This window comes from Coleofasciculus sp. G3-WIS-01 (assembly GCF_040223135.1).
GTDB lineage: Bacteria > Cyanobacteriota > Cyanobacteriia > Cyanobacteriales > Coleofasciculaceae > Coleofasciculus.
Genome location: NZ_JAVJZI010000166.1, coordinates 1 through 21,027 on the forward strand (window position 1 = coordinate 1; position 21,027 = coordinate 21,027).

19 protein-coding genes are annotated in these 21,027 nt (G+C 41.1%); 8 read left to right on the forward strand and 11 right to left on the reverse strand.

What is annotated here, in order from left to right:
- Positions 1-247 precede the first annotated feature (247 nt).
- Positions 248-658, reverse strand: coding sequence for a CAAD domain-containing protein (locus tag RIM23_RS15875; protein WP_446368170.1), 411 nt, complete (start codon positions 656-658; stop codon positions 248-250).
- 401 nt (positions 659-1,059) lie between these two features.
- On the opposite strand from RIM23_RS15875, the gene RIM23_RS15880 reads away from it, so the two are divergent.
- The 3 genes from RIM23_RS15880 (at position 1,060) to RIM23_RS15890 (ending at position 4,654) form a co-directional block, all read left to right on the forward strand.
- Positions 1,060-1,953, forward strand: coding sequence for a LysM peptidoglycan-binding domain-containing M23 family metallopeptidase (locus RIM23_RS15880; protein ID WP_446368171.1), 894 nt, complete (start codon positions 1,060-1,062; stop codon positions 1,951-1,953).
- Positions 1,954-2,133: 180 nt separating this feature from the next.
- On the forward strand, positions 2,134-3,315 hold the full coding sequence (locus RIM23_RS15885) for an RRXRR domain-containing protein (RefSeq protein ID WP_446368172.1): 1,182 nt from the start codon (positions 2,134-2,136) through the stop codon (positions 3,313-3,315).
- A gap of 208 nt (positions 3,316-3,523) precedes the next feature.
- Entirely contained in the window at positions 3,524-4,654 is a 1,131-nt protein-coding gene (locus tag RIM23_RS15890; protein ID WP_446368173.1) for a CapA family protein, read from the forward strand.
- A gap of 174 nt (positions 4,655-4,828) precedes the next feature.
- Here the strand turns inward: RIM23_RS15890 and RIM23_RS15895 are convergent, their stop codons facing one another.
- Positions 4,829-5,533, reverse strand: a complete 705-nt coding sequence (locus RIM23_RS15895) for a PRC-barrel domain-containing protein (protein ID WP_446368174.1) — start codon at positions 5,531-5,533, stop codon at positions 4,829-4,831.
- A gap of 92 nt (positions 5,534-5,625) precedes the next feature.
- Here RIM23_RS15895 and RIM23_RS15900 point away from each other — a divergent pair, with 92 nt between their 5' ends.
- Positions 5,626-5,988: a lipopolysaccharide assembly protein LapA domain-containing protein gene (locus tag RIM23_RS15900; RefSeq protein ID WP_446368175.1), complete on the forward strand. Its 363-nt coding sequence runs from the start codon at positions 5,626-5,628 to the stop codon at positions 5,986-5,988.
- 362 nt (positions 5,989-6,350) lie between these two features.
- Here the strand turns inward: RIM23_RS15900 and RIM23_RS15905 are convergent, their stop codons facing one another.
- On the reverse strand, positions 6,351-6,698 hold the full coding sequence (locus RIM23_RS15905; protein ID WP_446368176.1) for a hypothetical protein: 348 nt from the start codon (positions 6,696-6,698) through the stop codon (positions 6,351-6,353).
- 142 nt (positions 6,699-6,840) lie between these two features.
- Between RIM23_RS15905 and RIM23_RS15910 the strand changes: the two genes are divergently transcribed.
- The 3 genes from RIM23_RS15910 to RIM23_RS15920 all read left to right on the forward strand — a co-directional run bounded on the left by RIM23_RS15910 (position 6,841) and on the right by RIM23_RS15920 (position 9,020).
- Positions 6,841-6,990, forward strand: coding sequence for a hypothetical protein (locus RIM23_RS15910; RefSeq protein ID WP_446368177.1), 150 nt, complete (start codon positions 6,841-6,843; stop codon positions 6,988-6,990).
- A 199-nt stretch (positions 6,991-7,189) separates the two neighbouring features.
- Entirely contained in the window at positions 7,190-8,131 is a 942-nt protein-coding gene (locus RIM23_RS15915) for a hypothetical protein (protein ID WP_446368178.1), read from the forward strand.
- Between the two features lie 31 nt (positions 8,132-8,162).
- Positions 8,163-9,020 carry a sulfotransferase family protein gene (locus RIM23_RS15920; protein ID WP_446368179.1) on the forward strand — a complete coding sequence of 286 codons (858 nt, stop codon included), beginning with the start codon at positions 8,163-8,165 and terminating at the stop codon, positions 9,018-9,020.
- A 309-nt stretch (positions 9,021-9,329) separates the two neighbouring features.
- Here the strand turns inward: RIM23_RS15920 and RIM23_RS15925 are convergent, their stop codons facing one another.
- The 7 genes from RIM23_RS15925 to RIM23_RS15955 form a co-directional block, all read right to left on the reverse strand.
- Positions 9,330-10,937, reverse strand: coding sequence for a glycosyltransferase family 39 protein (locus RIM23_RS15925; RefSeq protein ID WP_446368180.1), 1,608 nt, complete (start codon positions 10,935-10,937; stop codon positions 9,330-9,332).
- A gap of 69 nt (positions 10,938-11,006) precedes the next feature.
- A complete protein-coding gene (locus RIM23_RS15930; protein WP_446368181.1) occupies positions 11,007-11,567 on the reverse strand; it encodes a hypothetical protein in 561 nt (186 codons plus the stop codon).
- A gap of 189 nt (positions 11,568-11,756) precedes the next feature.
- Entirely contained in the window at positions 11,757-12,569 is an 813-nt protein-coding gene (locus tag RIM23_RS15935; protein ID WP_446368182.1) for a glycosyltransferase family 39 protein, read from the reverse strand.
- A 118-nt stretch (positions 12,570-12,687) separates the two neighbouring features.
- Entirely contained in the window at positions 12,688-14,073 is a 1,386-nt protein-coding gene (locus RIM23_RS15940) for a glycosyltransferase (RefSeq protein ID WP_446368183.1), read from the reverse strand.
- A gap of 119 nt (positions 14,074-14,192) precedes the next feature.
- Positions 14,193-16,451, reverse strand: coding sequence for a WD40/YVTN/BNR-like repeat-containing protein (locus RIM23_RS15945; RefSeq protein WP_446368184.1), 2,259 nt, complete (start codon positions 16,449-16,451; stop codon positions 14,193-14,195).
- 564 nt (positions 16,452-17,015) lie between these two features.
- A complete protein-coding gene (locus tag RIM23_RS15950) occupies positions 17,016-18,188 on the reverse strand; it encodes a serine/threonine protein kinase (protein WP_446368185.1) in 1,173 nt (390 codons plus the stop codon).
- A 31-nt stretch (positions 18,189-18,219) separates the two neighbouring features.
- On the reverse strand, positions 18,220-19,029 hold the full coding sequence (locus RIM23_RS15955) for a serine/threonine protein kinase (protein WP_446368186.1): 810 nt from the start codon (positions 19,027-19,029) through the stop codon (positions 18,220-18,222).
- 64 nt (positions 19,030-19,093) lie between these two features.
- Here RIM23_RS15955 and RIM23_RS15960 point away from each other — a divergent pair, with 64 nt between their 5' ends.
- Positions 19,094-19,591: a hypothetical protein gene (locus RIM23_RS15960; protein ID WP_446368187.1), complete on the forward strand. Its 498-nt coding sequence runs from the start codon at positions 19,094-19,096 to the stop codon at positions 19,589-19,591.
- Between the two features lie 38 nt (positions 19,592-19,629).
- Here RIM23_RS15960 and RIM23_RS15965 read toward each other — a convergent pair whose 3' ends face one another.
- Positions 19,630-21,027 (reverse strand): hybrid sensor histidine kinase/response regulator, encoded by a 1,398-nt coding sequence (locus RIM23_RS15965; RefSeq protein WP_446368188.1) that lies wholly within the window; start codon positions 21,025-21,027, stop codon positions 19,630-19,632.

Here is a 21,027-nt window from a genome sequence, read left to right on the forward strand (position 1 = left end):
AGAGCAGCAAACTGGCTATCGCATCCGCAGGTAGGTCTTTAACACTTGCCGATAACGTAGTGCGCTTAGCACTTAGGCTGGTAAGCACAGCTTTAACTTATTTGGCTAAAGCTCCGTGTCTTTAGACCGGGGTTGCTTACGACTCGTATGTTATCCCTTAAAACGATACCATACGATAATAGTAAGCTCATCCCACCGAATGGTTTGGCGTGGAATGAGCTGAAAATTTTTCGGGAAATTTAAATAGTTAGGGATTCGTGCCAAAAATTTGTTCCTTAAAAGACTTAACTTGTAAGGCTAAGTCTTGACGGTTGGCAGCACTGAGCAAATAGCGGCAAATAAACCAACTCACATAAGCAATACCAATTATTTCTAGAAGCGATGACAAAAAGGGAATGGTATTAATCGCTTTCAGGACAGCAAAACCGAGTTTTAGAATCGTGAGTGCGGCAATAATCAAGGCAGCGGTGAGTAAAAGTTGCTCAGTGTTCGTAACTCGGTTATTTAGGTAAGCTGAGACTGTGCCTATAAAAGTCGAAATGAGTTGAACCCAGGGCTGTTTTTTTTCTTCTGTGAGAACTTCGCTAGTGAGTTTGCGGTGGAATGTTTCTGAGGTGGCGTTAATTGGCTGTTCAGGGGTTACTATTTTAGCAGTCATGTTTTTATTTTGAGAACGACAATTCGTGAATTACAGGATTGATTGAATTTAGAGGAAAGTAGAGTCTATTTTCCTTAAGAAATTACCTCTGTTTCGGCTAAGTCAATGATTAAAGTTGACAGCTTAGCTTTTTTTAGTGTATTGAGTTTGAGCGATGGGGGTCAATATCCTAGCCAAATCAACATCAAATTTTAGTTATTTCTTTATCATTGGTTCAAACTTGGTTGATGATTATATTTTTAGGAAATATGATAATAAATGTAACAGATAATTTAGTGCAATAAAGTTTAATTGGGCAGACTAACCGATAACTAATCTCTTTGGAATGGTTAAACATGCCCAGAAAAGCCGCTGAATCGCTTACTATACCATTAGCCATTCATCCTTCACACTTCTCAACTATGACTTTATCTCGATGGCTTCCTGTTTTTTCCACCGTGATTTGCCTGGTTGCCCCAATCCCCAATCTGGCAACGGCACAATCATCCTCACCGTCTGAAAATAGCTGTCCCGCACCTGCCCTTTCGCGCTTGCAGAAACATAAAGTAGCGCCTGGTGAAACGTTGAATAGTATTGCTCAACGATACAGCCTGATCCCAGAAACCTTAGTAGAACTCAATCCTAGCTTGTCAGGAAAATCCATGCCGATGGGTCGAGATATTCTGATTCCTCCCTTTAATGGGATTCGGGTGCAAGTTCCGGCGGGGGCTAGCTGGCAAGACTTAGCGGAGGCTTATGGTATCCGCGCTGATATTTTATTTGAGGTCAATGGCTGTTCCCTACAACCGCCAGGAGTTGTATTTGTCTCAGGGGTGAATTGGGTACTGGCAAATCGCAAACCCGTGGAAAATTACACTGGATTTCCCGGTTATCCCTTGCCCACGTTAGCACCCATAGCGTTTAATTACGGTTGGCATCAAAACGCTGATGGACAAGCTCAGTTTCACAGTGGTATTGATCTATTGGCAGAACCTGGAACCACTGTGCTAGCTGTGGATTCCGGTACAGTTGCCTTTACAGGTCAACAGGGCTCCTATGGCAATTTAGTCGTGATTAATCACGAAGGTGGACGCCAAAGCCGTTATGCTCATTTAAGCCGTCTTTCGGTGAGAACGGGTCAACGGATCAAAGCAGGAACACCCCTAGGGACAGTTGGTACTACAGGAAGTCCGGACATTGACCAACCTCATCTGCATTTTGAAGTTCGCTTCAATGCACCTGCGGGTTGGGTGGCGCAAGACCCAGAGTTACATTTCATGAACCCCGCCCTACTTCGTGAGGACGAGGATTGGTAGAGATAACCTACCAAGAAGTCATGAATAGGGCATGAGTTGGTAAGGGATAATCACTTCCAAGCGCTTCTCTAGCTTGGCTTAAATGTAGGTTCAGGAATCTCTCTTGACTGGGTAATTCCAGGACACACCCTGACCAATGCCTTAAGAGACGCAAACATTTTACACGAGTGGATTATCTCTATGAATCGTGTTCCAGTAGTTAGCAAAGAAGGAAAGCCACTAATGCCCACTAAACCATCTAGGGCTAGACGATGGGTCAAAGAAGGCAAAGCAGTTGGGAAGTGGTCGGACTTGGGCATCTATTACGTTCAACTCACTCTCGCCAAGGCAGAGAAAGTACAACCGATTACTGTCGGAGTAGATCCAGGAAAATCGTATTCCGGTATCGGTGTCCAGTCTGCTAAATGTACCCTGCTACAATTGCACCTTATCCTTCCATTTGGGCGGGTTAAAAAGCGAATGGAGACCCGTGCCATGCTACGACGGTCTCGGCGAGGTAGAAGAATTAACCGGGACGTTCCGTTCAAGCAACGTAACCACCGCCAATGCAGGTTTGATAATCGTAAACAGTGTAAACTTCCCCCATCCATTAAAGCCTCCCGGCAGTTGGAGTTAAGGGTAGTCAAAGAGTTGGCGGCAATATTCCCGGTAACTGCAATTGGTTATGAGCGAGTTAGAGCCGATGTAGACCAAACCCAACGCAAACGTGCCAAGTCAGGCAAAGGGTTCTCTCCGGTGATGACTGGTCAGGATTGGGCAATATCCCAGATGGAAAAAATCGCCCTTCGACAAGCTCAGGGTATCACCCCTGTCTATGTCCGGCATGGTTGGCAAAAGGATGGGAACGGTACATCCCAACTCCGAACCCAGTTAGGGTTAGAGAAGGACTGGGCTAACAAGTCTATAGCCAAACCGGAAACCCACGCGGTTGATGGAGTTACGTTGGCTTGCGCGTATTTCATCAAGTATGTCCCGTTCACTGGTTCTAACTCATACGGTTACACCCACTTTGGCAGCGTTAACGTCACTTCCTCTCCGTTTAAAATCATTACCCGTCCTGGTGCGGTGAAGCGGGGGAAAGAGTATGGCTTTTTCCGCCGTCAATTACACTTTGAAGTACCGGACAAGTCGGGAATCAGGAAGCGCAAAGGTGGGACGATTACCCCCTTTGGAGTGAGGATTGGTGATTTGGTAAGAGCCGAAAAAGCTGGGAAAGTCTACATTGGCTACGTTGGCGGGTTCACCGATACAAAGAAAACCAAAAATGTTTCCGTTTGTGACTACACCTGGAAACGTATCGGGCAATTTGCCCCCAGTAAAGTCAAGTTAATCAGGAGGAATAACGGCTTATGTGTAGCGTAAAAAGGGAGATGTTGGACGCCTCCATTCTTTCGGCGTCCCGCTATCCCTCCCCACCTTGCTGACGCTCTTATGTGGGGAGGGATAGCGAACACGTTGACGGCAAGACCGCTCAATGATGAATGATGGATGATGCGTGATATCATGTCCGGTTGAATACTTAACAAGATCAAAGGGACTAATAACTGGCGAGAAGGACATGATATGACAAATGACAAACTTTATCACACCATTGCGGCGCAGTGGAGCCTTGTTGCTGTCGGTGGGTACGGTCAGCTTTTTGTGCGGTATGGGTTATGGTGTCGTTCAAAGCTATCCTGAACCCCCACCGGAACCTATCATTCAACCTCAATCTGATATCCCGATAGAACCCCCGCCGCCGAATGTGACAGTTCAGATTAAAGCCGTGGGTGATATTATTCCGGGTACAAATTATCCTCAGAATAAACTGCATCCTAATAAAACGGTTCTCTTTCAAGCCGTTCAACCTACTCTGCAAGGTGCTGATTTATTATTTGGTAATTTTGAGAGTACCTTAACCAATTATCCCTATTCCGCTAAGTCGATAGGGGGATTAATTATTGCCTTTCGCACGCCGCCTGATTATGCCTCTTTATTGAAGGAGGTGGGCTTTGATATTATGAGCGTTGCCAACAACCATTCTTATGATTTCTCACGTCAAGGCTTTGCAGATACTATCAAGAATCTGGAACAGGCGGGGGTTAAAGCATTAGGGGAAAAGAATCAAATTCTATATGCTAATATCAATGATTTATGGATTGCCTGGATTGGTTTTAGTTACTTTAATTATCACAATTCATTAAATAATTTGCCAGGGGCTATAGCGTTAGTGAAAGAAGCTAGCCAAAATGCCCATATCGTGGTTATTTCTGTCCATGCGGGGGCTGAAGGAACTGGGGCGATGCATGTTCGCAATCAAACGGAGTATTTTTTTGGCGAAAATCGCGGCAATTTGGTTAATTTTTCCCAGACGATGATTGACCACGGCGCTGATTTAATTCTCGGACATGGACCTCATGTTCCTAGAGCATTAGAAGTTTATAAGGGAAAGTTAATTGCTTATTCTTTGGGTAATTTTATGGGCTATCGGACTCTCTCGACTCAAGCTCAACTGGCGTATTCTTTAGTATTAGATGTGGAGTTGGATAATCAGGGTGATTTAGTTTCGGGTCAAATTATTCCAATTATGCTAAATCGTCAGGGGATTCCTTATCCTGATTCCCAAGGACGCACGATTCGACTGATGCGCCAGCTTACTCAGAGTGATTTTCCGAATACTTCTTTGCAGATTGATTCAACGGGTAAATTTTTGCCTCAGTAATTGGTAATTGGTGATTGGTGATGCTCAATCTGTTAGCATCAGAATTAGATAGTTTTTAACGCAGAGGGACGCAGAGGTTTACGCAGAGGGCGCAGAGGGGATTAAAGGATTTGAAGGAAAATTTTTTGAAGGTTGTGAAGGGGGAATCCTCAACACTCAACATTCAATTGTTTTTCATTCTTCATCCTTTTTTTGACTCGACGCTTTCCCTTCAGAAAATCGTTCTTTGAGTTTATCACCAGCGGCTTTGGCTTGGTCGGTTAGATGATCTGTAACCTGGGGAACACCTTGTTTAAGGGATTCCACATGCTGAAGCGTTTTCTTGTAGTCACTACGAATAAAGTCTGCGGCTTGACTCATGCGTTCATGGACGCCTTCGGTATATTTATCACTGTTTTTTACTGCCGCTTCTAGAACAATGATCCGCTTTTTTGCCACACTGGAAACGGCTGCGGGTGCAAGGGTATAAATCCCTTCCATTATTCCTTGCCAACCACTGGAGGAATATAAGTAATTAAGGACGGCTCCGGTTTCGGGTTCAATTATATAATCAACGAGTTTACCGACTTTGTTTCCCGCATCTGTCCAAACTTCTACACCAATGCGAGAATCGAGGGGTTCCAGGGTTTCCGACTCGGTTTCTTCCTTAAGGCTGTTGACAAGAATACTATCGCTGCCAATAGTATTGACTTGTTCCCAGGTAAAGTGGTGTTTTTTGCCGCCGAGAAACCCGGACTTGCAGGTTAACCCAACTACGCGGTGGGCTTGCAAATCAAGCCATAGCTGTATCACTCGACCGACTTCTTCAGCGGTATGACGATTTAAGGCTAATCGGTTTAGGAGTTCGCTTTGCTTGAGAACTGTGGCTTTTGCGGACATCAGACACCTCGCTTGGGCTATTCTTGAGATAATGTGACTTGCCGTTCGATCATCTGCTTTGTGTTGTGTATTTAAATTTTAGCTGATAACGGATGCGATTATTTTTAATTTTAGGGGTTGTTATAGCGATCTTGGCGATTATCTTTGCGTTACAAAATGCTGTGCCTATCGCCGTTACTTTAGGGATTTGGCGAGTCGAGATATCTTTGGCGTTAGTTCTTGTCTTAACCCTAGGGGTTGGCGTTGTGGTGGGATTATTGGTATCAGTACCGTCTCTGATGCGGCAAAATTGGAAACTTGCTCATCAGAAGCGACAGAATAAAGACTTAGAGAAAGAATTCAATGAGCAAACTCAGCAACTGGCGAATCAGCAAAAACGGATTGAATATCTGGAGAATAGCTTAAGGTTCAATCGGGATTCTTCTGAATCAATTGATCGGGATTTAAATACCTAGGCTATTTATGGGGGAGGTTTTGGATGGTGTCTCCCTAGAGATTGGCGTGATACAGCTAAAATTGGGGGATAGATTTTACAGTTAAATAGGGTGTACGGGGCGTGAAAGGGTGTACGTCGGTGTCAACTTAAGCGCTAAAAGCAGGGAGAGCAGGGGAGCAGAGGGAGCAGGGGAAGCAGGGAGAGAAAGAGAGGGGGTTAAAAAAGCGGAACGATTAAAAGCTGAATTAGCCCAACCCCACTCTTAAGGTCAGCGACATTAAGTTTAAGCCAGTGCTATTCAGGTTAGGACAGATTTAATGGTTAAAACAACCACGTATCCGTAAGAACCCTTCTGTCTTTTACCCTAGAGCCTTCTGCCTTTTAGTTTTCCTTGAACAGCGAGTTAAACTGGGCTTTGAGCGATGGCATATCTGCAATTCGTGACACCAGTACATTGGCGTTCCCGGCACCCTCTAGACGATCTTTCCAGTAGCGAATCCGCTCCGGGTGATTCATCCAAAATTGAATTACAGTATCCACCGCTCTATCCATATCCCATCCTTTCTGAGTCGGAACGGTTTCAACCGATTCTAAGAAGGCGTCCAGGGTACATTGATAGGTTCCTAAGTATTCAACACCTGGGGCGGTGGCTTTTTGACTGACCTGCTGTTGATGATTAAAAAACTCTAAGACTGGCGAAACGCCTAGGATATCAAATGTATAGTTCATGGGATTCGACCTCTACTTTTACAGCCTCTATCCCCAATAATAATCAAAGCGATTGATTTTAGATTATCATTGTGAACAATTTTATAAAATTTTTATTTGACGGTCGAGGGCAAGTTCAAGTGAGTCGTAAAATTAGCACTCAATGACATGGAGTGCTAATAAAAACCAGAACAAATTCGGTGGTTTAGCAACAACTAAAAGAGCTAATGAGCAGCAAAACCTTAATGATGCAAGGGATGGTGCAGGCTCCCTCGCGATTTATCCGACGGATGAAACTGAGCGAGGCGTTTAGCTCGCTCGCCACTTGAGTTGCGAGTTTTTCCCACTTAGCTATGCTAATAATAGCGGTGGGGAATGTAGGGGTTGGTTTTACCGATAATATTTTCCCACAAACCGATCACTTAAATCAACCCGCCCTTCTCTGGGAAGGCAACTTCCTATGAATATCGAATTCAGTTTATAATAGGGAAAGGGTGTTTACTAATTAATTAATGGCATCTGCAACCTGTTCACTATCCATCATGGTGGCGCGAACTGATATCCCATTCATGATGCATACAATTCCTCATATTGTGAGGATGTGTAATTTTCCGTTTACTCAACGTCTTTTAGCCGTAGATACAGCCCCCTTGTCCGGTGACAAAGTGAATCGTCCGGGTGTGGGAACCCTGGAACAACTCCGGGACTATTGTGATCAGCTACTCGCGGCGGGTGTGGTTGACAAAGTTGTTGATATTGATTACTCCCCGGATTACCAAAAACGGATCTATCAAAAACATTTTGGGACGAGGATACGCCAGAGCCATAACTATAAAGGCTATCCAATCCTCGGCACAATTTTCTCCATTGAAGAAGTTCCCGGAGACTACGTGGTTCACTTTGATAGTGATATGCTGATTCACCAGCAACCAGACTACAGTTGGATAGAAGAGGGAATTAAATTACTGCAAAACTATCCAGATGTGATGTCAGTTAGACCTCTGACAGGTCCACCCAAAGATGATGGTGAAATCAATCAGCGAGTTCCTTACGAACGAGAGCCGCAGGGATTCTATAAGTTTAAGTTTTTTAGCAGTCGTGTTTATCTGAGCGATCGCAAACGTTTTGATAGCTTACTTCCACTTCCGATTTTCTGGAGAACTTACAAAAATAAGGTACTGAATGGATTACCGATATCATTAAAAACCAAACTCAATTATTTAACTGGAAAAGGACAATTAGATTCTTGGGAAGTTATGGTATCAAATCGCTTGGAAGAAACGTCCTATGTTCGAGCGGTGCTGGATTCACCCAAAGCTTGGACTGTTCACCCCAAAAATCGGGAGCCAGAATTCATAAAAGCGCTCCCTAAACTTATTGAGAAGATTGAGAAAGGGTGGTATCCGCCCGAACAAGCTGGGTATTATGATCTTATTTTTGAACATTGGTTATAAATGATATTCGTAACGATTCAGTTGGCTTACCATGAAACAAATGCAAACACTACGTCACCGGATTAGACTGTATAAAAATGATCTGGTTTCTGGATACTTTCACTTTCGGATCAACACCCTTGCTGATCCGTATACCATCCTTGGACGAGCGCAACCGTACAAAATTCTTTTTATTCTCAGCCACATGCGATCGGGTTCATCGCTACTCACTCATCTGTTAAATTCTAATTCCGAAATTATCGGATATGGAGAAACCCATATTCAATATGATTCCGAACAAGACTTTAAAAATTTATTTTTGAAGGTTTACTTACATTCACGAGAATTCACTAAACTGGAAGACTTGAACAAGTTACAGATGAATCATAAATATGTTTTAGATAAAGTTTTACATGATAATAAATTTTTAACGGAAGATTTTTTAAGATCTCAGCAAATCTACGCTTTATTTCTTTTAAGAGAACCCCAGCGGAGTCTAGCCAGCATCATGGATTTAAAACCCCATTGGAATGAAGAAACGGCTTGTCATTACTACATTAATCGCTTATCAAGTTTAGTCAGCTATGCTCAACTCATTAATAGCAAAAAACGCAGTATGTTTTTGACTTATGAGCAACTCTTAAATCATACTGATTCTGTATTTATGGCTTTAAAGCAAGTTTTAGAAACCAGAGAAAATTTTTCCGAGCAATATGAAGTTCTCAGAACAACGGGAATGCCAAATGTCGGCGATCATAAGGGAAATATTAAAGCGGGTCGTATTATCAGAAATCAGAGAAAGTTAGAAAATATTATTTCTGCCGAGTTAATCGATAAAGCAAGGCTACATTTCGATAAATGCTCTGAAACCTTATCGGAATATTGCAGCACGATTAATAAGAAACTATAAAATTAAAATTGTTTATTCTTTTAGAAATAGTTGAATACTTCCCTGTCCTGAACCTTTGGAAAAATCTTTAGACCAATATTTTGTTGTCTTATTCACGAGAAGCCCAGTTTCGGGGAATACTTAACCCATGTCCTAAAACACCAGTCCAGTAATCGAAGCATCTACTTCAATTGTCTCAAAATGGTAACAATACGATACCCAGTCTCCCGTCTTTTGACCCTTCACGACCTTCGAGATTACCACCGATAACTTTGGTTACTAGACCGACGCTATAGCCATATTAACCTGCTATTACCAAACCTAACCTAATTAGTTTTTGAGGTTGATTTTATCAAGACCATTGACAACTACCTGAATTGTAATGTTTTCATTTTGCTCAATGAAAGTCTTAAATTTTGGATCGGGATAAAAAACAAAAACATCACTAAATTCACTAATGTTTTCGACTAAATTAAGTTTTTGCTGCCATTGCTGAACATTGTCAGGTTGCAAAAGCTGAAACTTGACATCATTATCAATCAGATAGAGTAGCGCTAAAATAAAACTGTGTGTGGTTTCGCTGATGACTAAAGGATTCTCAGCTTGATTGAGGTAGGGCGCAACCGCTAAATTTTTCCCACTAGCTGTTCCTCGCTGATCATCTAAACCAGCAGTTTTCTCCTGCATTAAAATCGTTCCCGAAATCATCCCCAGTGTGATTATAATCAAGAAGATAATAGACCAAACACGACGTTGCCACACCTTAAGAGATGTTGAACCCATTTGAGAGGCTAATAAGTAAGCAACAGATAACTGAATACCTAAATGAGAAGGTAGATAATATCGAGATTGTATGTGTAATGCTGAGGGAGTAATAAAATTGGCAATTATATGTAATATAGGAGTGAGAGTAATCAGGATAACGATAAACAGCCATACATTTATTTGGGTCTTACGCACTAGATGGTAGAGAGAATAAGTAATTAACAGGAACAGACATAAATATAGCAGTTTCTCTACTCTGCCATATCGATGATAAAAATCGATAAAAACATGACCAATATTGCTATATAAAAACATGATTAGTTTACGAAAACTAATATTAAATTGGTCATAGTAGCTTGTCCCTTCGTCAACTCTGCCTAAATTTACAAAGAAAATAACAATCCAAGGACTAAATAAAACGATACTGATGACACAGGATAAGCCATAATTAATTAAAGTTTTGGTGAGTTTTAATTTTTCGATTAATATTACATAAATTGCTTGTCCCAAGGCAACTACAACTGAAAATAAGTGCGTATAAAATCCTAGTGTCAGTGTAATAGCATACATCAACCAACTGGTTTTAGCTTGGACTCGCAACGCTCTTAATAGTGCCGCACTACACAATAAAATAGTAACAGTCCATAAGCTATATGAACCGGCGTTCTGAGATGCCAATATATGAAAGGGAGAAATAGAAACTATAGCTATTGATACCCATCCAGTTAAAGGGGATTGAAATAACTCAATACATAGCCAATACAAACAAGGAAAGTATAAAAAACTTAACAAAACTGAGACGACTTTCGCGGATGAATGAGTCACAAACAATTGCAGCCAAAATCGGCTGATTATATGGTGCAGAGGAACGTGTTCTGTTTTGCCTGATAAAACTTTAAAGACATCAGCTAGAGTTGTGTCGTCACTTGGGTATTGATATCTTTTTAACTCTTCTGCGCTAACAATGTTTCCCCTATAAACTTCTTCTTTAAAGGCTTCACTGCTATGACCAGAAAGCCAGATAATTTTCCTGACCTCATCAGCATTGTAAACTTTTTGATCGAGGTTGGCAAAACGCAAAAATATCCCAAAAATTAAAATAATAACAAAGAGTAAATGTATTGTTTTTAATTTCTTCAAATAATCTATAGTTTTGGCATTAATAACTTTCATAATGATTAAGTCCCATTAATGTTTTTTAAGCTCTTGACAAGATAAATAGTCTACTCTAGTTTTATTTTATCATGTCCGGTACAATCTAAATAGTCCTTTGTAAATTTTTTTAGCTTTATAATTCGGATAATTGTTGTCTAGGAAGTCCAGCAACTCTTGACGTGGATAGTACAGGAATATGTCACTAAATTGATGTTCTGCCTGGGCAAGCATTAGCTTATTTGTCCACTGATTTACAGCATTCTCCTTAAGTAACTGGAATTTGACATGATCGCCAATAATATAACTTAAAGACAGGAGATAGCTATGAGTTGAGTCACTGATCACAAGGGGATGTTCATTTTTATTAATAATCGGAGCTATTTGAAGATTTTCAGATATTGGTGTTCCCTTAAGCTCTAAATAATCCCAATCTTGAGAATGTGTAATTAATACTCCAGATATTCCTCCAAATAAAATCAGCATCACAAGGAATAAGCTACTTGTCAGTCTTATGGCATGGTTTTTAAATTGCATTCCCTCAGCAATTAAGTAAGCAATACTAATTTGAATTCCTAAATATGATGTCGCTAAATAACGAGACTGCAAAGATCTTACACCAACTTGTGAAACCATATCCGGCAATATCAAAATTAACCATGAGGGAAAAATGAGTAATACAAGAAACAACCATTTCTGTTTTGACCTATATTTATAAATACGATAAATTGAATACACGAACAAACAAACAAAAATAATTGAAAGGTAGTATTCAATCCTGGTGTTGCTATTAAAATCAATAAAAATGTCCCCAATATTCTTAATGTTTAATTGAATTATTTATTGAAATCCAGATTCAAATTCTCTTGTCCAAGCCGTTACTTCTTCAAATCGTCCATAGTTGGTGAAAATTACAATAATCCACGGTAAAAAAGCTATAGTAGCTGTTAATAAGGTGAAAAGATAAGCGCGTATTTTTTTACTCCAACCCCAGTTTTCTGTAATACCAGTGTAAATAGCTTGACCAAACAAGGTTATAGCAAAAAACAGATGAGAGTAAAGTCCTCCAATTATACTTAACGTGTAGGCAATCCAACTTATTGTTTTCCTTGTCCGCAAGGAATATAATAGCATTGCACTTGATACAATTGTCATTAGAGTCCATAAACTGTATTCTCTAGCGGCTTGTGAAAGCAAAATCTGATAGGGAGAAATAGAAAATAAGGCAAGTTCTACCCACCCCACTAATGGCGTTGTAAATAACTCACAACATAACCAGTAGAGGGGCAGAAGTGATAAAAGTCCAAGTATAACAGCTAAAACTCTTACTGAAAATGGTGTCCCAAATAAATGCATCCAAAATCTAGCCATTAAGTAAAAGAGTGGTGGATGCTCTGGATTATTAGAAAGCGCATAAACCGCATCATCTAGTTTTTTTTCTGGAGAAAGCGTTTGATATTTTTGAATATCTTGAGGTGTAATTATATCACCCGTAAACATTTGCTGAATTACCTCTTCTCTTACATATCCAGATAGTCGATAAAAGCTCCTAACTTCATCCCAATTAAAAATCTTATTGTCAATATTTACAAAACGTAAAATAACGCCAACAACAAGTACAAAAATAACTAATACCTTAATTTTATGAGGCAAATTTGTTCTGAAAAAATGAACAATCTTGGTAAGGTATGCAGAACGTAAACTATATAACATATAAAATTTACTATATCCAAGTAAGGGGTTAATTTTTTTCGATAGGGATAGATTCCGTCTAAATAAATTTTACTTTTTGAGCAGCATACAGACACATTTTAAACAAAACTAAACCTTCTTTAAAATGTTGTATATTTGAACGACCATAAGTCCTAGGAACATATCGCACTGGTATATCTTTAATTTTTAACCCTAATTTAGCAGCACCAAAAAGTAAATCGAAATCGCCAAAGGGATCGAAATCACCAAAATATGATCGATTGGCAGCAATGCGCTGATAATTTTCTTTTGAAAGGACTTTAGTACCACATAGAGAATCCTTAATTTTTGTATTAAGTAAGTATGACAATAACCAAGCGAAAAAGCGGTTAGCCATTCGATTCAGCCAGGGCATAGCTTGAGAATTGATAGGATAAATCAAACGGCAACCATTGGCAAACTCACAACGTCCCGATGCAACAGCATCAAAAAAGTGAACTAAATCTTCCGGTTTAACGGTTAAATCAGAATCTAGAATAATTAATATATCTCCCGTCGCCATATTGAACCCTTGGCGAACAGCATCTCCTTTGCCTTTTCCTTTTTGTTGACAACTTTTGATATCCCATTGATCGCCATATTTCGCCTGAACTCGTTGAATTTCTTCCCACGTATTATCCCGGGAATGTCCTTCGATAAAGATAATTTCTGTGTGCTTGCCTAACTGAGGCATTTCCGTCACACATCGTTCAATATTTCCGGCTTCATTTCGTGCTGGCACAATTACCGAACAGGTTAAATTTTGGATGTTTTTTTGTGCTTTAACTGGATCAGGTTGAGGTTGAGCAATAATATATTCAGTTAAACAAAGATTATTGATAAGTGGTAAGGGAGCTAAAAATTTATTGAATATACTGCAAAAAATAGGTATCCGCCGAGGAAACAACATTCTTTTTCCATGAAAAATAACTTCAAATCCAGATAGATCGAGTAAATTATGAATATCTTCATAACTTAGCCAGTTCAGATTATAAACTGATCTTCTTTGTTTGAGTAAAGTTGCAAAATTCAAAATAATTTCCCAGGCGGGATTATGAAATGTTAAAATTAATTTTGTCGAAGGCTTACAGACTTTTTGTAAGTTGAGTAAAGCTTTTTGAATATCGCCGATATAACTGACTGCGTTAGCCATCAATATGTAATCAAACGCTTGACTGCACTGAAAAGATTCGGGTTTTTCAATCCCAAATTCTAATTCTGGAAATTTTTGTCTGGCTATTTTAACAGCTTCAGCATTGCTATCGATTCCTAACCCTACTTTAGGCTTTACAGCATTTAGCAAATAAGCGAGTTCTGAACCAATTTCTAAAACATCTGAGTTGGCTTGAACAAAAAAAACATATAATTTTTGAATGTCCTCATAATAATAACGATTTCGTTTAGTCCATTTTGTGAAAGAAGTCATAGTTTTTAAAACACCTTACTTAGATAGTTGATGCAGCGCAGCTTACTTTAAAATTCTGCTATAGAGTCCTGAACGTTTAGTATGATCTTTACAACTACTGTATTTTTTCTTGGTTCATTCTAGGCAAGCAAAACAATTACCGCGCCCATAAATATGATAAATGTTCCCAAAAGTTGTATCTGTATTTTCTTCAAGGGCAATCGCTTTTCTAACCCGAGATATCCTAAAACAAAGTAAGCCAATAAAGCCGTGATTAGGGACAGTAGCAACCTCAGCGTTTGACCCCTGTAAACATAAAACGCCAGACTTACAGACGTGAGTAATCCAGGTTCTTGGTCTTCATGTTCTGGAAGTTCCATTATTGCCCAGGTATTACCGCCATCAGTTGATTTAAAGATTTCTGCTTGGGCTGACCCAAAGCCATATAGGGTATTATCCGTAGCGTAGGCGGGTGAAAACTGGATGGGTATACCCGCACAGGGGACGTTATTCATTCTGGCAAATGCCAGGTTATCATTCCCAATTGGTGTGAAGCTTTGTCCTCGATTAACGCTCTTAAATAATCCCTTACCCCTGACGCTAACAATCAAGGTTTGGTCGTTTTGATAATTCGGAGATATGGCGACGCCTTCTATATAGCCGTTTTCGATAGCAGCAGAACTCAATAACTTGTCCCATATTTTTCCAGCATTGGTTGTTACAAAAAGTCCTCGGTCAGTCCCCGCAAAAACAGTTTGATCCGCCTTGTAATTCGGTGAAATCGCCAAGCGGATACTGCTAGTTTCACCTAAACCACTGTCTTCACTAACAGATTGCCAAGTTTTACCTGCATCACTAGACTGAAAAACTCCAGGCTCAGAACTAGATGCGTAAAGAGTTGGATCAGATAGGAAATCTGGAGAGATGACGATGGACGCTGTTTCATTACTAAAGTCTTTACTAATTTTGCTGAGAACTGAGAATTTTTTTCCGGCGTTGGTTGACTTGTAAATAACACCTTGCTGGGTGAGTAAGTAAATAGTTTTATCGGAGTCAAAGGCTGGTGAAGTGGCGATAGTCATTCCCCGCGTAGAATACTTAGGAACCTTTGGAAGTTGACTTCTCTGCCAATGCTTTCCTCCATCAGTCGATCGTAAAAAATTATCCCATAATAAGGTGGCAAAGAGAGTTTTATCAGAACGGTAAGTCGGAGAAAAGGCAATATCGAAAAACCGTCGCGGATCTTGTGTTGGTTCTTCAAAACTTTGGGTTAAATAAGGAGCTTCTAACCCTTTATACATCTGAGTCCAGTTCATTCCAGCATCGTTGCTGATATACGGATCACCCACGTAAGGAGCAATAGCGACGGTTGAATCATTTGCATAATCAGGAGATACTGCTAGAGCAACAATTGTTCTGGGGGATAAGGTTTCTAAAAGTTGCCACGTCTGTCCACTATCTGTAGTTTTAAATAGACCATCAAATCCTCCTAAAAACAGGGTCTTTTCAGAGACACTCAAATCCGTGAAATGAGGACTTTTCATGTCATCGGCTTGACTATCTTTCACCAAACCTTGACTCGATTTTTTCCACGTCTTTCCTTTATCTTGTGAGTAAAAGAAGCCGTCATTCCAGGTTGAGGCAAATAGAGTTTTATCGTTGGCATAACTCGGTGAAATGACAATATCTTGGACGGATAGGTCAGACAATCCCTGATTTAAGGGTGTGAATGAGGCTCCCAAATCAGTTGTTTGAAGTACACCGCCTTTGTCTGTGCCAACAAAAATAGTTTGATCTGAGGAAAAATTGGGTGAAACGGCTATAGCTGTAATGGCGCCACTATTTTCAACAGGAGAATTCCTTTGCCAGGTTTCACCGCGATCCCCTGACACATAGATATTCCCTTCCTCATCTCCAATAACGATTGAATTTGTATCATTCGGAATAAAGCTAATTGTCTTAATTTCATTCTGGTTATCTAGAACTTTATTCCAGTTTGCACCGCCGTCATCGGTTTTATAGAGTCCACCTTCACTTCCGGCTGCTAAAACGAAATCCGAAGCGTTGGGATCTATCTCTAAGACTTCAATGTTTAAATTGTCTAATCCGTTATTTACGTTTTGCCATGAATCTCCCCCATCTGAGGATTTATATATCCCGTCTCCAAAGGATGACATAAAGAGAACCGGACGGGTTGGAGAAATAGATAAACCCGCTAAATTCGCTATATTATCCAAGCCATTAACGATTCTTTGCCACGAAGAACCTCCGTCCGTTGATTTAAATAAACTACTCCGCACTATAATAAATAATGCTTGATCTTGCTCATACTTCGGAGATAAATCAACTTGAGTGACAACATCATGAGGTCTATGGGCTAAAGCAGGTTTTGCTGTCAAAGAGAAAATCGTCAATACCAGGAAGAACCCTATAACAACCCTTTTCAGCAAAAGCCGAACCTTTTGCCTATTGTTTTGAGTAAATTTCAACCCACTCTTAAAAAACATATACACCCCAAGGGAAATAAAAAATAATAAAAAACAGGAAATGCTTCAATAATAATAAGCCGTAGACGGAAGTTGACTATTTTTTGTCATCGGTCTAACCCCTAACTTGCATTGACAACTAAAAACCAATAGCTTTTATTAAGCTACCAGCCTCTTAATGGCTTGCTTATGGATGAGTTTTGACTTTCTCCTCTCCTATCCGTTGAGAAGGTCTGACAACTTGTATTTGGCTAAGTGATGCTACCTTAGCAGATGTTCAAAGTTTATGGAAATAAAATTTTGTTAATTTTTTTAACGTTTCTGTGAAGTAGGCATGAGACTAACACAATACCTGTGGTAGGTTCACAGTGAACAGCGTAATCAGGCGGGAGTTGCGTTAAGGGAAACCCACAAACTCATTGTTCGCTCCCCGTTGCAGATGAGTGACAATGACAAAAGTATAATCGTTCAGTTGCTTCACAGGATAAACATGGCAAGTAATCCGATATAAATCCATGCCATAGGTATACCAATAAACAGTCCGGCAATCGTCCAGCCGCGTTGATGGGCTTTGAATTGCTCAATGCTGCGCCATTTTCTACTTTTCCAAGCCCATTCATTCCCCTTCGCGCCTAACACGATTGCCATCAACCATCCCACTTGCGGGACTAATGCGAACAGTCCAATCCAAACTTTATTGGTGAGGGGCCACAAGTAGGGCATGAAAAACGCACCCCAATTCCAGCCTTTGATTTCATCGGGGACAGGGATTAAGGCGTCAAATAAACCGCCACAGCCTGAATTGTTAATAAAGGCGGTGGGAGTCGCTTGAATAGAATGGCGCATTGTTTGACCCGATTCCAGGGCGTTGAGCGCAGCAGCAGCACTTTTAAATCGCTGTTCTAGTGCGGGTTCGGTTAGCTTTTGCATCCAACTGACTAGACTGGGATTGAGGTTCACTCGGTCTTCAAAGCAAATGCGTAAATTCCGTTGGGGCAAATCAGCCGGCGCTGTACCTGTGAGCAGATGAATCAGCGTCGCGCCGAGGGCATAGAGATCAGAGGAGGGAACTGCCCGACCGCCAAACTGTTCCATGGGAGCATAGCCATAGGTTCCCACTACGGTAAATGTAGCACCTTCTGTGGTTGCTCGATCCTGCACCGCACCAAAATCGACTAAATAGATATGCCCATCCTCACCCCAAATCAGATTGCTGGGCTTGATATCGCGATGGAGTACGGCTGGATTGAGTTGATGCAGAAACTGAAGAATGTGCAGGAGTTCTCTGGCAATTTTACGGATATCGGCTTCAATAAATCGCTGACCCTGACTCATCAAGGTTTTCAGGGAAACGCCAGGAATATAGTCTTGCACTAAGCCGAACCACAGCGATCGCTCATCGATGTGAAAATAGTCTCTATACTTGGGTATGCGGGGATGCTTTAGCTGTTTGAGGATCTGTGCTTCCCGTTCAAATAGCCGTAAATCGTCCCATTGCACCTCACCGCCAAAGGTTAAGAGTTTCACAATCACGGGTTGAGGCACAGATAGGGTTATATCATCTGCCAGCCAGGTTTGACGCCGAGGATTGTCACCCAATTTTTGCTTAAGCTGATAGCGATCGCGTAAGATCTGTTGGGGCTGTAGCATATCGCCTTGGATTAGTTAAAGACTCATGTCTCTAATCTAACTGTTGCTGGGTGCTGTTCATCAAACTTACATCATCTTTGGCGTCCCCTGGTGGGGTTTGTCTGATTCTCAAAAAATTTGGCAAAATCAGACCGAGGGCAATACTGGCAATGAGCAACTGGAGTAAGGTCAAGCCAGCTATACGACCATAACGCACGCGAGGCTGTCCAGGCTTTCTCAGCGAATCTTCACCTGATTTTAAACTCAATAGCCCTTGACGCGCCCCAGTAAACCGTCGTTCTGGTGCCGGTTCTGTCAGACGTGCCAACCATTGGGAAAAATGGGGAGTGAGATTGACACAATGGCTAAATTGTAAGCGCATCTGATGTTGGGGTAAATCAGCCGGTGCTATTCCCGTTAACAAATGAATTAATGTCGCCCCTAATCCATAGAGATCCGAGGCGGGAACCACTTTTCCCCAAAGTTGTTCTGGTGGTGCATAGCCACTGGTTCCCACTACTGTAAATGTTACACCTTCTGCTGTTGCTCGGTCTTGTACGGCACCAAAATCAACCAGATAAATCTGTCCATCCTGACCTAAAATTAAATTACTCGGTTTAATATCACGGTGAAATACAGGGGGCGAGAGTTCATGCATATAAATGAGAATTTCTAAAATACTCTCGGCAATTTGACAAACGTCCGCTTCTGTGAATCGTTTTCCCTGATCTAATAGCGTTTGCAAAGAGTCTCCAGGAATATAGTCTTGGACTAAGCCAAACCAAGGTAACCCTATTCCTATCGGTTGATCCTTTCTCAGGAGATGATATGCTCCCCCAGCTTCCCCGTGTTTTCCCCTCATTTACTTGAAAACTGCTGCAAATCGGCTATCCTAGCCTAGGATATCGTTCACCAGAAAACCCACTATGAACAGGAAAAATCGCGTTAGCCGTCGTCATTTTTGGCAAATGTGTGCTAGTCCGCTAGTTACAGCGAGTTTATTCACCCTAGCTTTTCCTACTACTCCTGTGAATGCTGGTGTCGATCAGTTTCAAATCTGCGCCGCAGAACTCTTGCGTGCGGGTATCTCTAGGGAAAATGCAGCAATAACTTGTGCTGAGGCGCTTTATCCCAAGGATTTATCTCTGTGTGTCCTGAAAATCGAGGAGTTAACGCCAGTTGCTGCTGATGAAGCCTTATTTGCTTGTATGCGCGTCCGGCGTCCCAAGGAATTGGCAAGCTGTATGGTTAATATTAACCAGCGTACTCAAGGCTCTGATCCACTCTTGGTGCTAGCAAACTGTCGCAGCACTATTCGCCCCTTGCGTTTTTCCGAATGCGTAATTGGTTTGAGTCGCGAAATTGATTTTTCTTTGCCAAGTGCGCTAGCCACCTGTATTGATGCTGAGGATTTTCCCCGTTAAGTAGGGGCGTTAGCGAAGCGGTAGCGACGTAAGGAGCGTCACGACTGAATGGGAATCTCAATCACAAACTCTGTACCGTTTCCCATTTCACTCGTGACAAGTAATTGACCTTGGTGCTTTTCCACGATGATTTGGTAACTAATCGTCAATCCTAAACCCGTTCCAGAACCGACTGGTTTGGTGCTAAAGAAGGGATCGAATATCCTGTTGCGTATATCTTCTGTTATTCCTAATCCGTTATCGGCAATGCGGATAATAATATTTGTCTGTTCGACAATCGCTGTACTAATCCAAATTGTAGGGGTTAGGGATTGTTCCCGATGGAGTCGCGATCGCCAAAATTCTCCCTCATCCCCCTCCTCTCCTTTATCCCTTCTAATTGACCCCAAATTACTCTCCCGTCTGCCATACTTCTCATCTAAAGCATCAATAGCATTAGTCAGGATATTCATAAACACTTGGTTGAGCTGACTAGCATAACATTTGACTTGAGGTAAATTGCTGTAGTTTTTGATCACGTTAATCCTCGGTCGTCCCGGTTTAGCATCTAAGTGGTACTGTAAGAGCAAGAGTGTGTTATCGATATTTTGATTAATATCAATGAATTTTAACTCAGCCTCATGCAGATGAAAAAAATTCTTGAGCAACAATACAGTTTTGCGGATGCGCTCAGCACCAACCTGCATAGAGTCCAGAAGTTGAGGTAAATCGGATTGGATAAACTCTAACTCAATCGCCTGGATTTGGGTAGTAATTTTCTCTGTCGGATGGGTATAAGTTTCTTGATAAAGCGTGATTAAATCAAAAAGTTGTTGAATATATTCATTGGCGTGATAAAGGTTTCCGTAGATGAAATTGATTGGATTATTAATTTCATGAGCAATACCCGCTGCTATTTTGCCAAAGGAGGACATTTTCTCGGCTTGAATCAGTTGAACTTCAGTTTCTTGCAGCTTTTGTAGCGCCTTTTCAAGTTCCAACGATCTCTGCTTTTCTTGCTGTTGGGATTGTAACAAGTGTTCATTTTTGACTTGCAGTTCCTTTTGCAGGTTTCGTAGGGTCAGATGAGTCTGGATTCGGCTTACAACCTCTTCCGGCTGAATCGGTTTCGTAATATAATCAACCGCGCCAATTTCAAATCCCTGAACTTTTTTGATTGTATCTGATAGTGCTGTCATAAAAATGACTGGAATATCCCGCATTGAAGGATTACTTTTCAGTCGTTTACATACCTCAAATCCATCAATTCCAGGCATCATCACATCCAGCAGGATCAGATCAGGTTGAGCCGCTTCAACTCGCTGGATCGCCGTTTCCCCATCCGTGGCGACAAGTACCTTGAAGCCAGATTTCGTCAAATAATTAAACAGAAAACTTAGATTCGTTGGATTATCTTCAACAACTAGCAGGTTGCCTTGAGCTATTTTATGATTCAT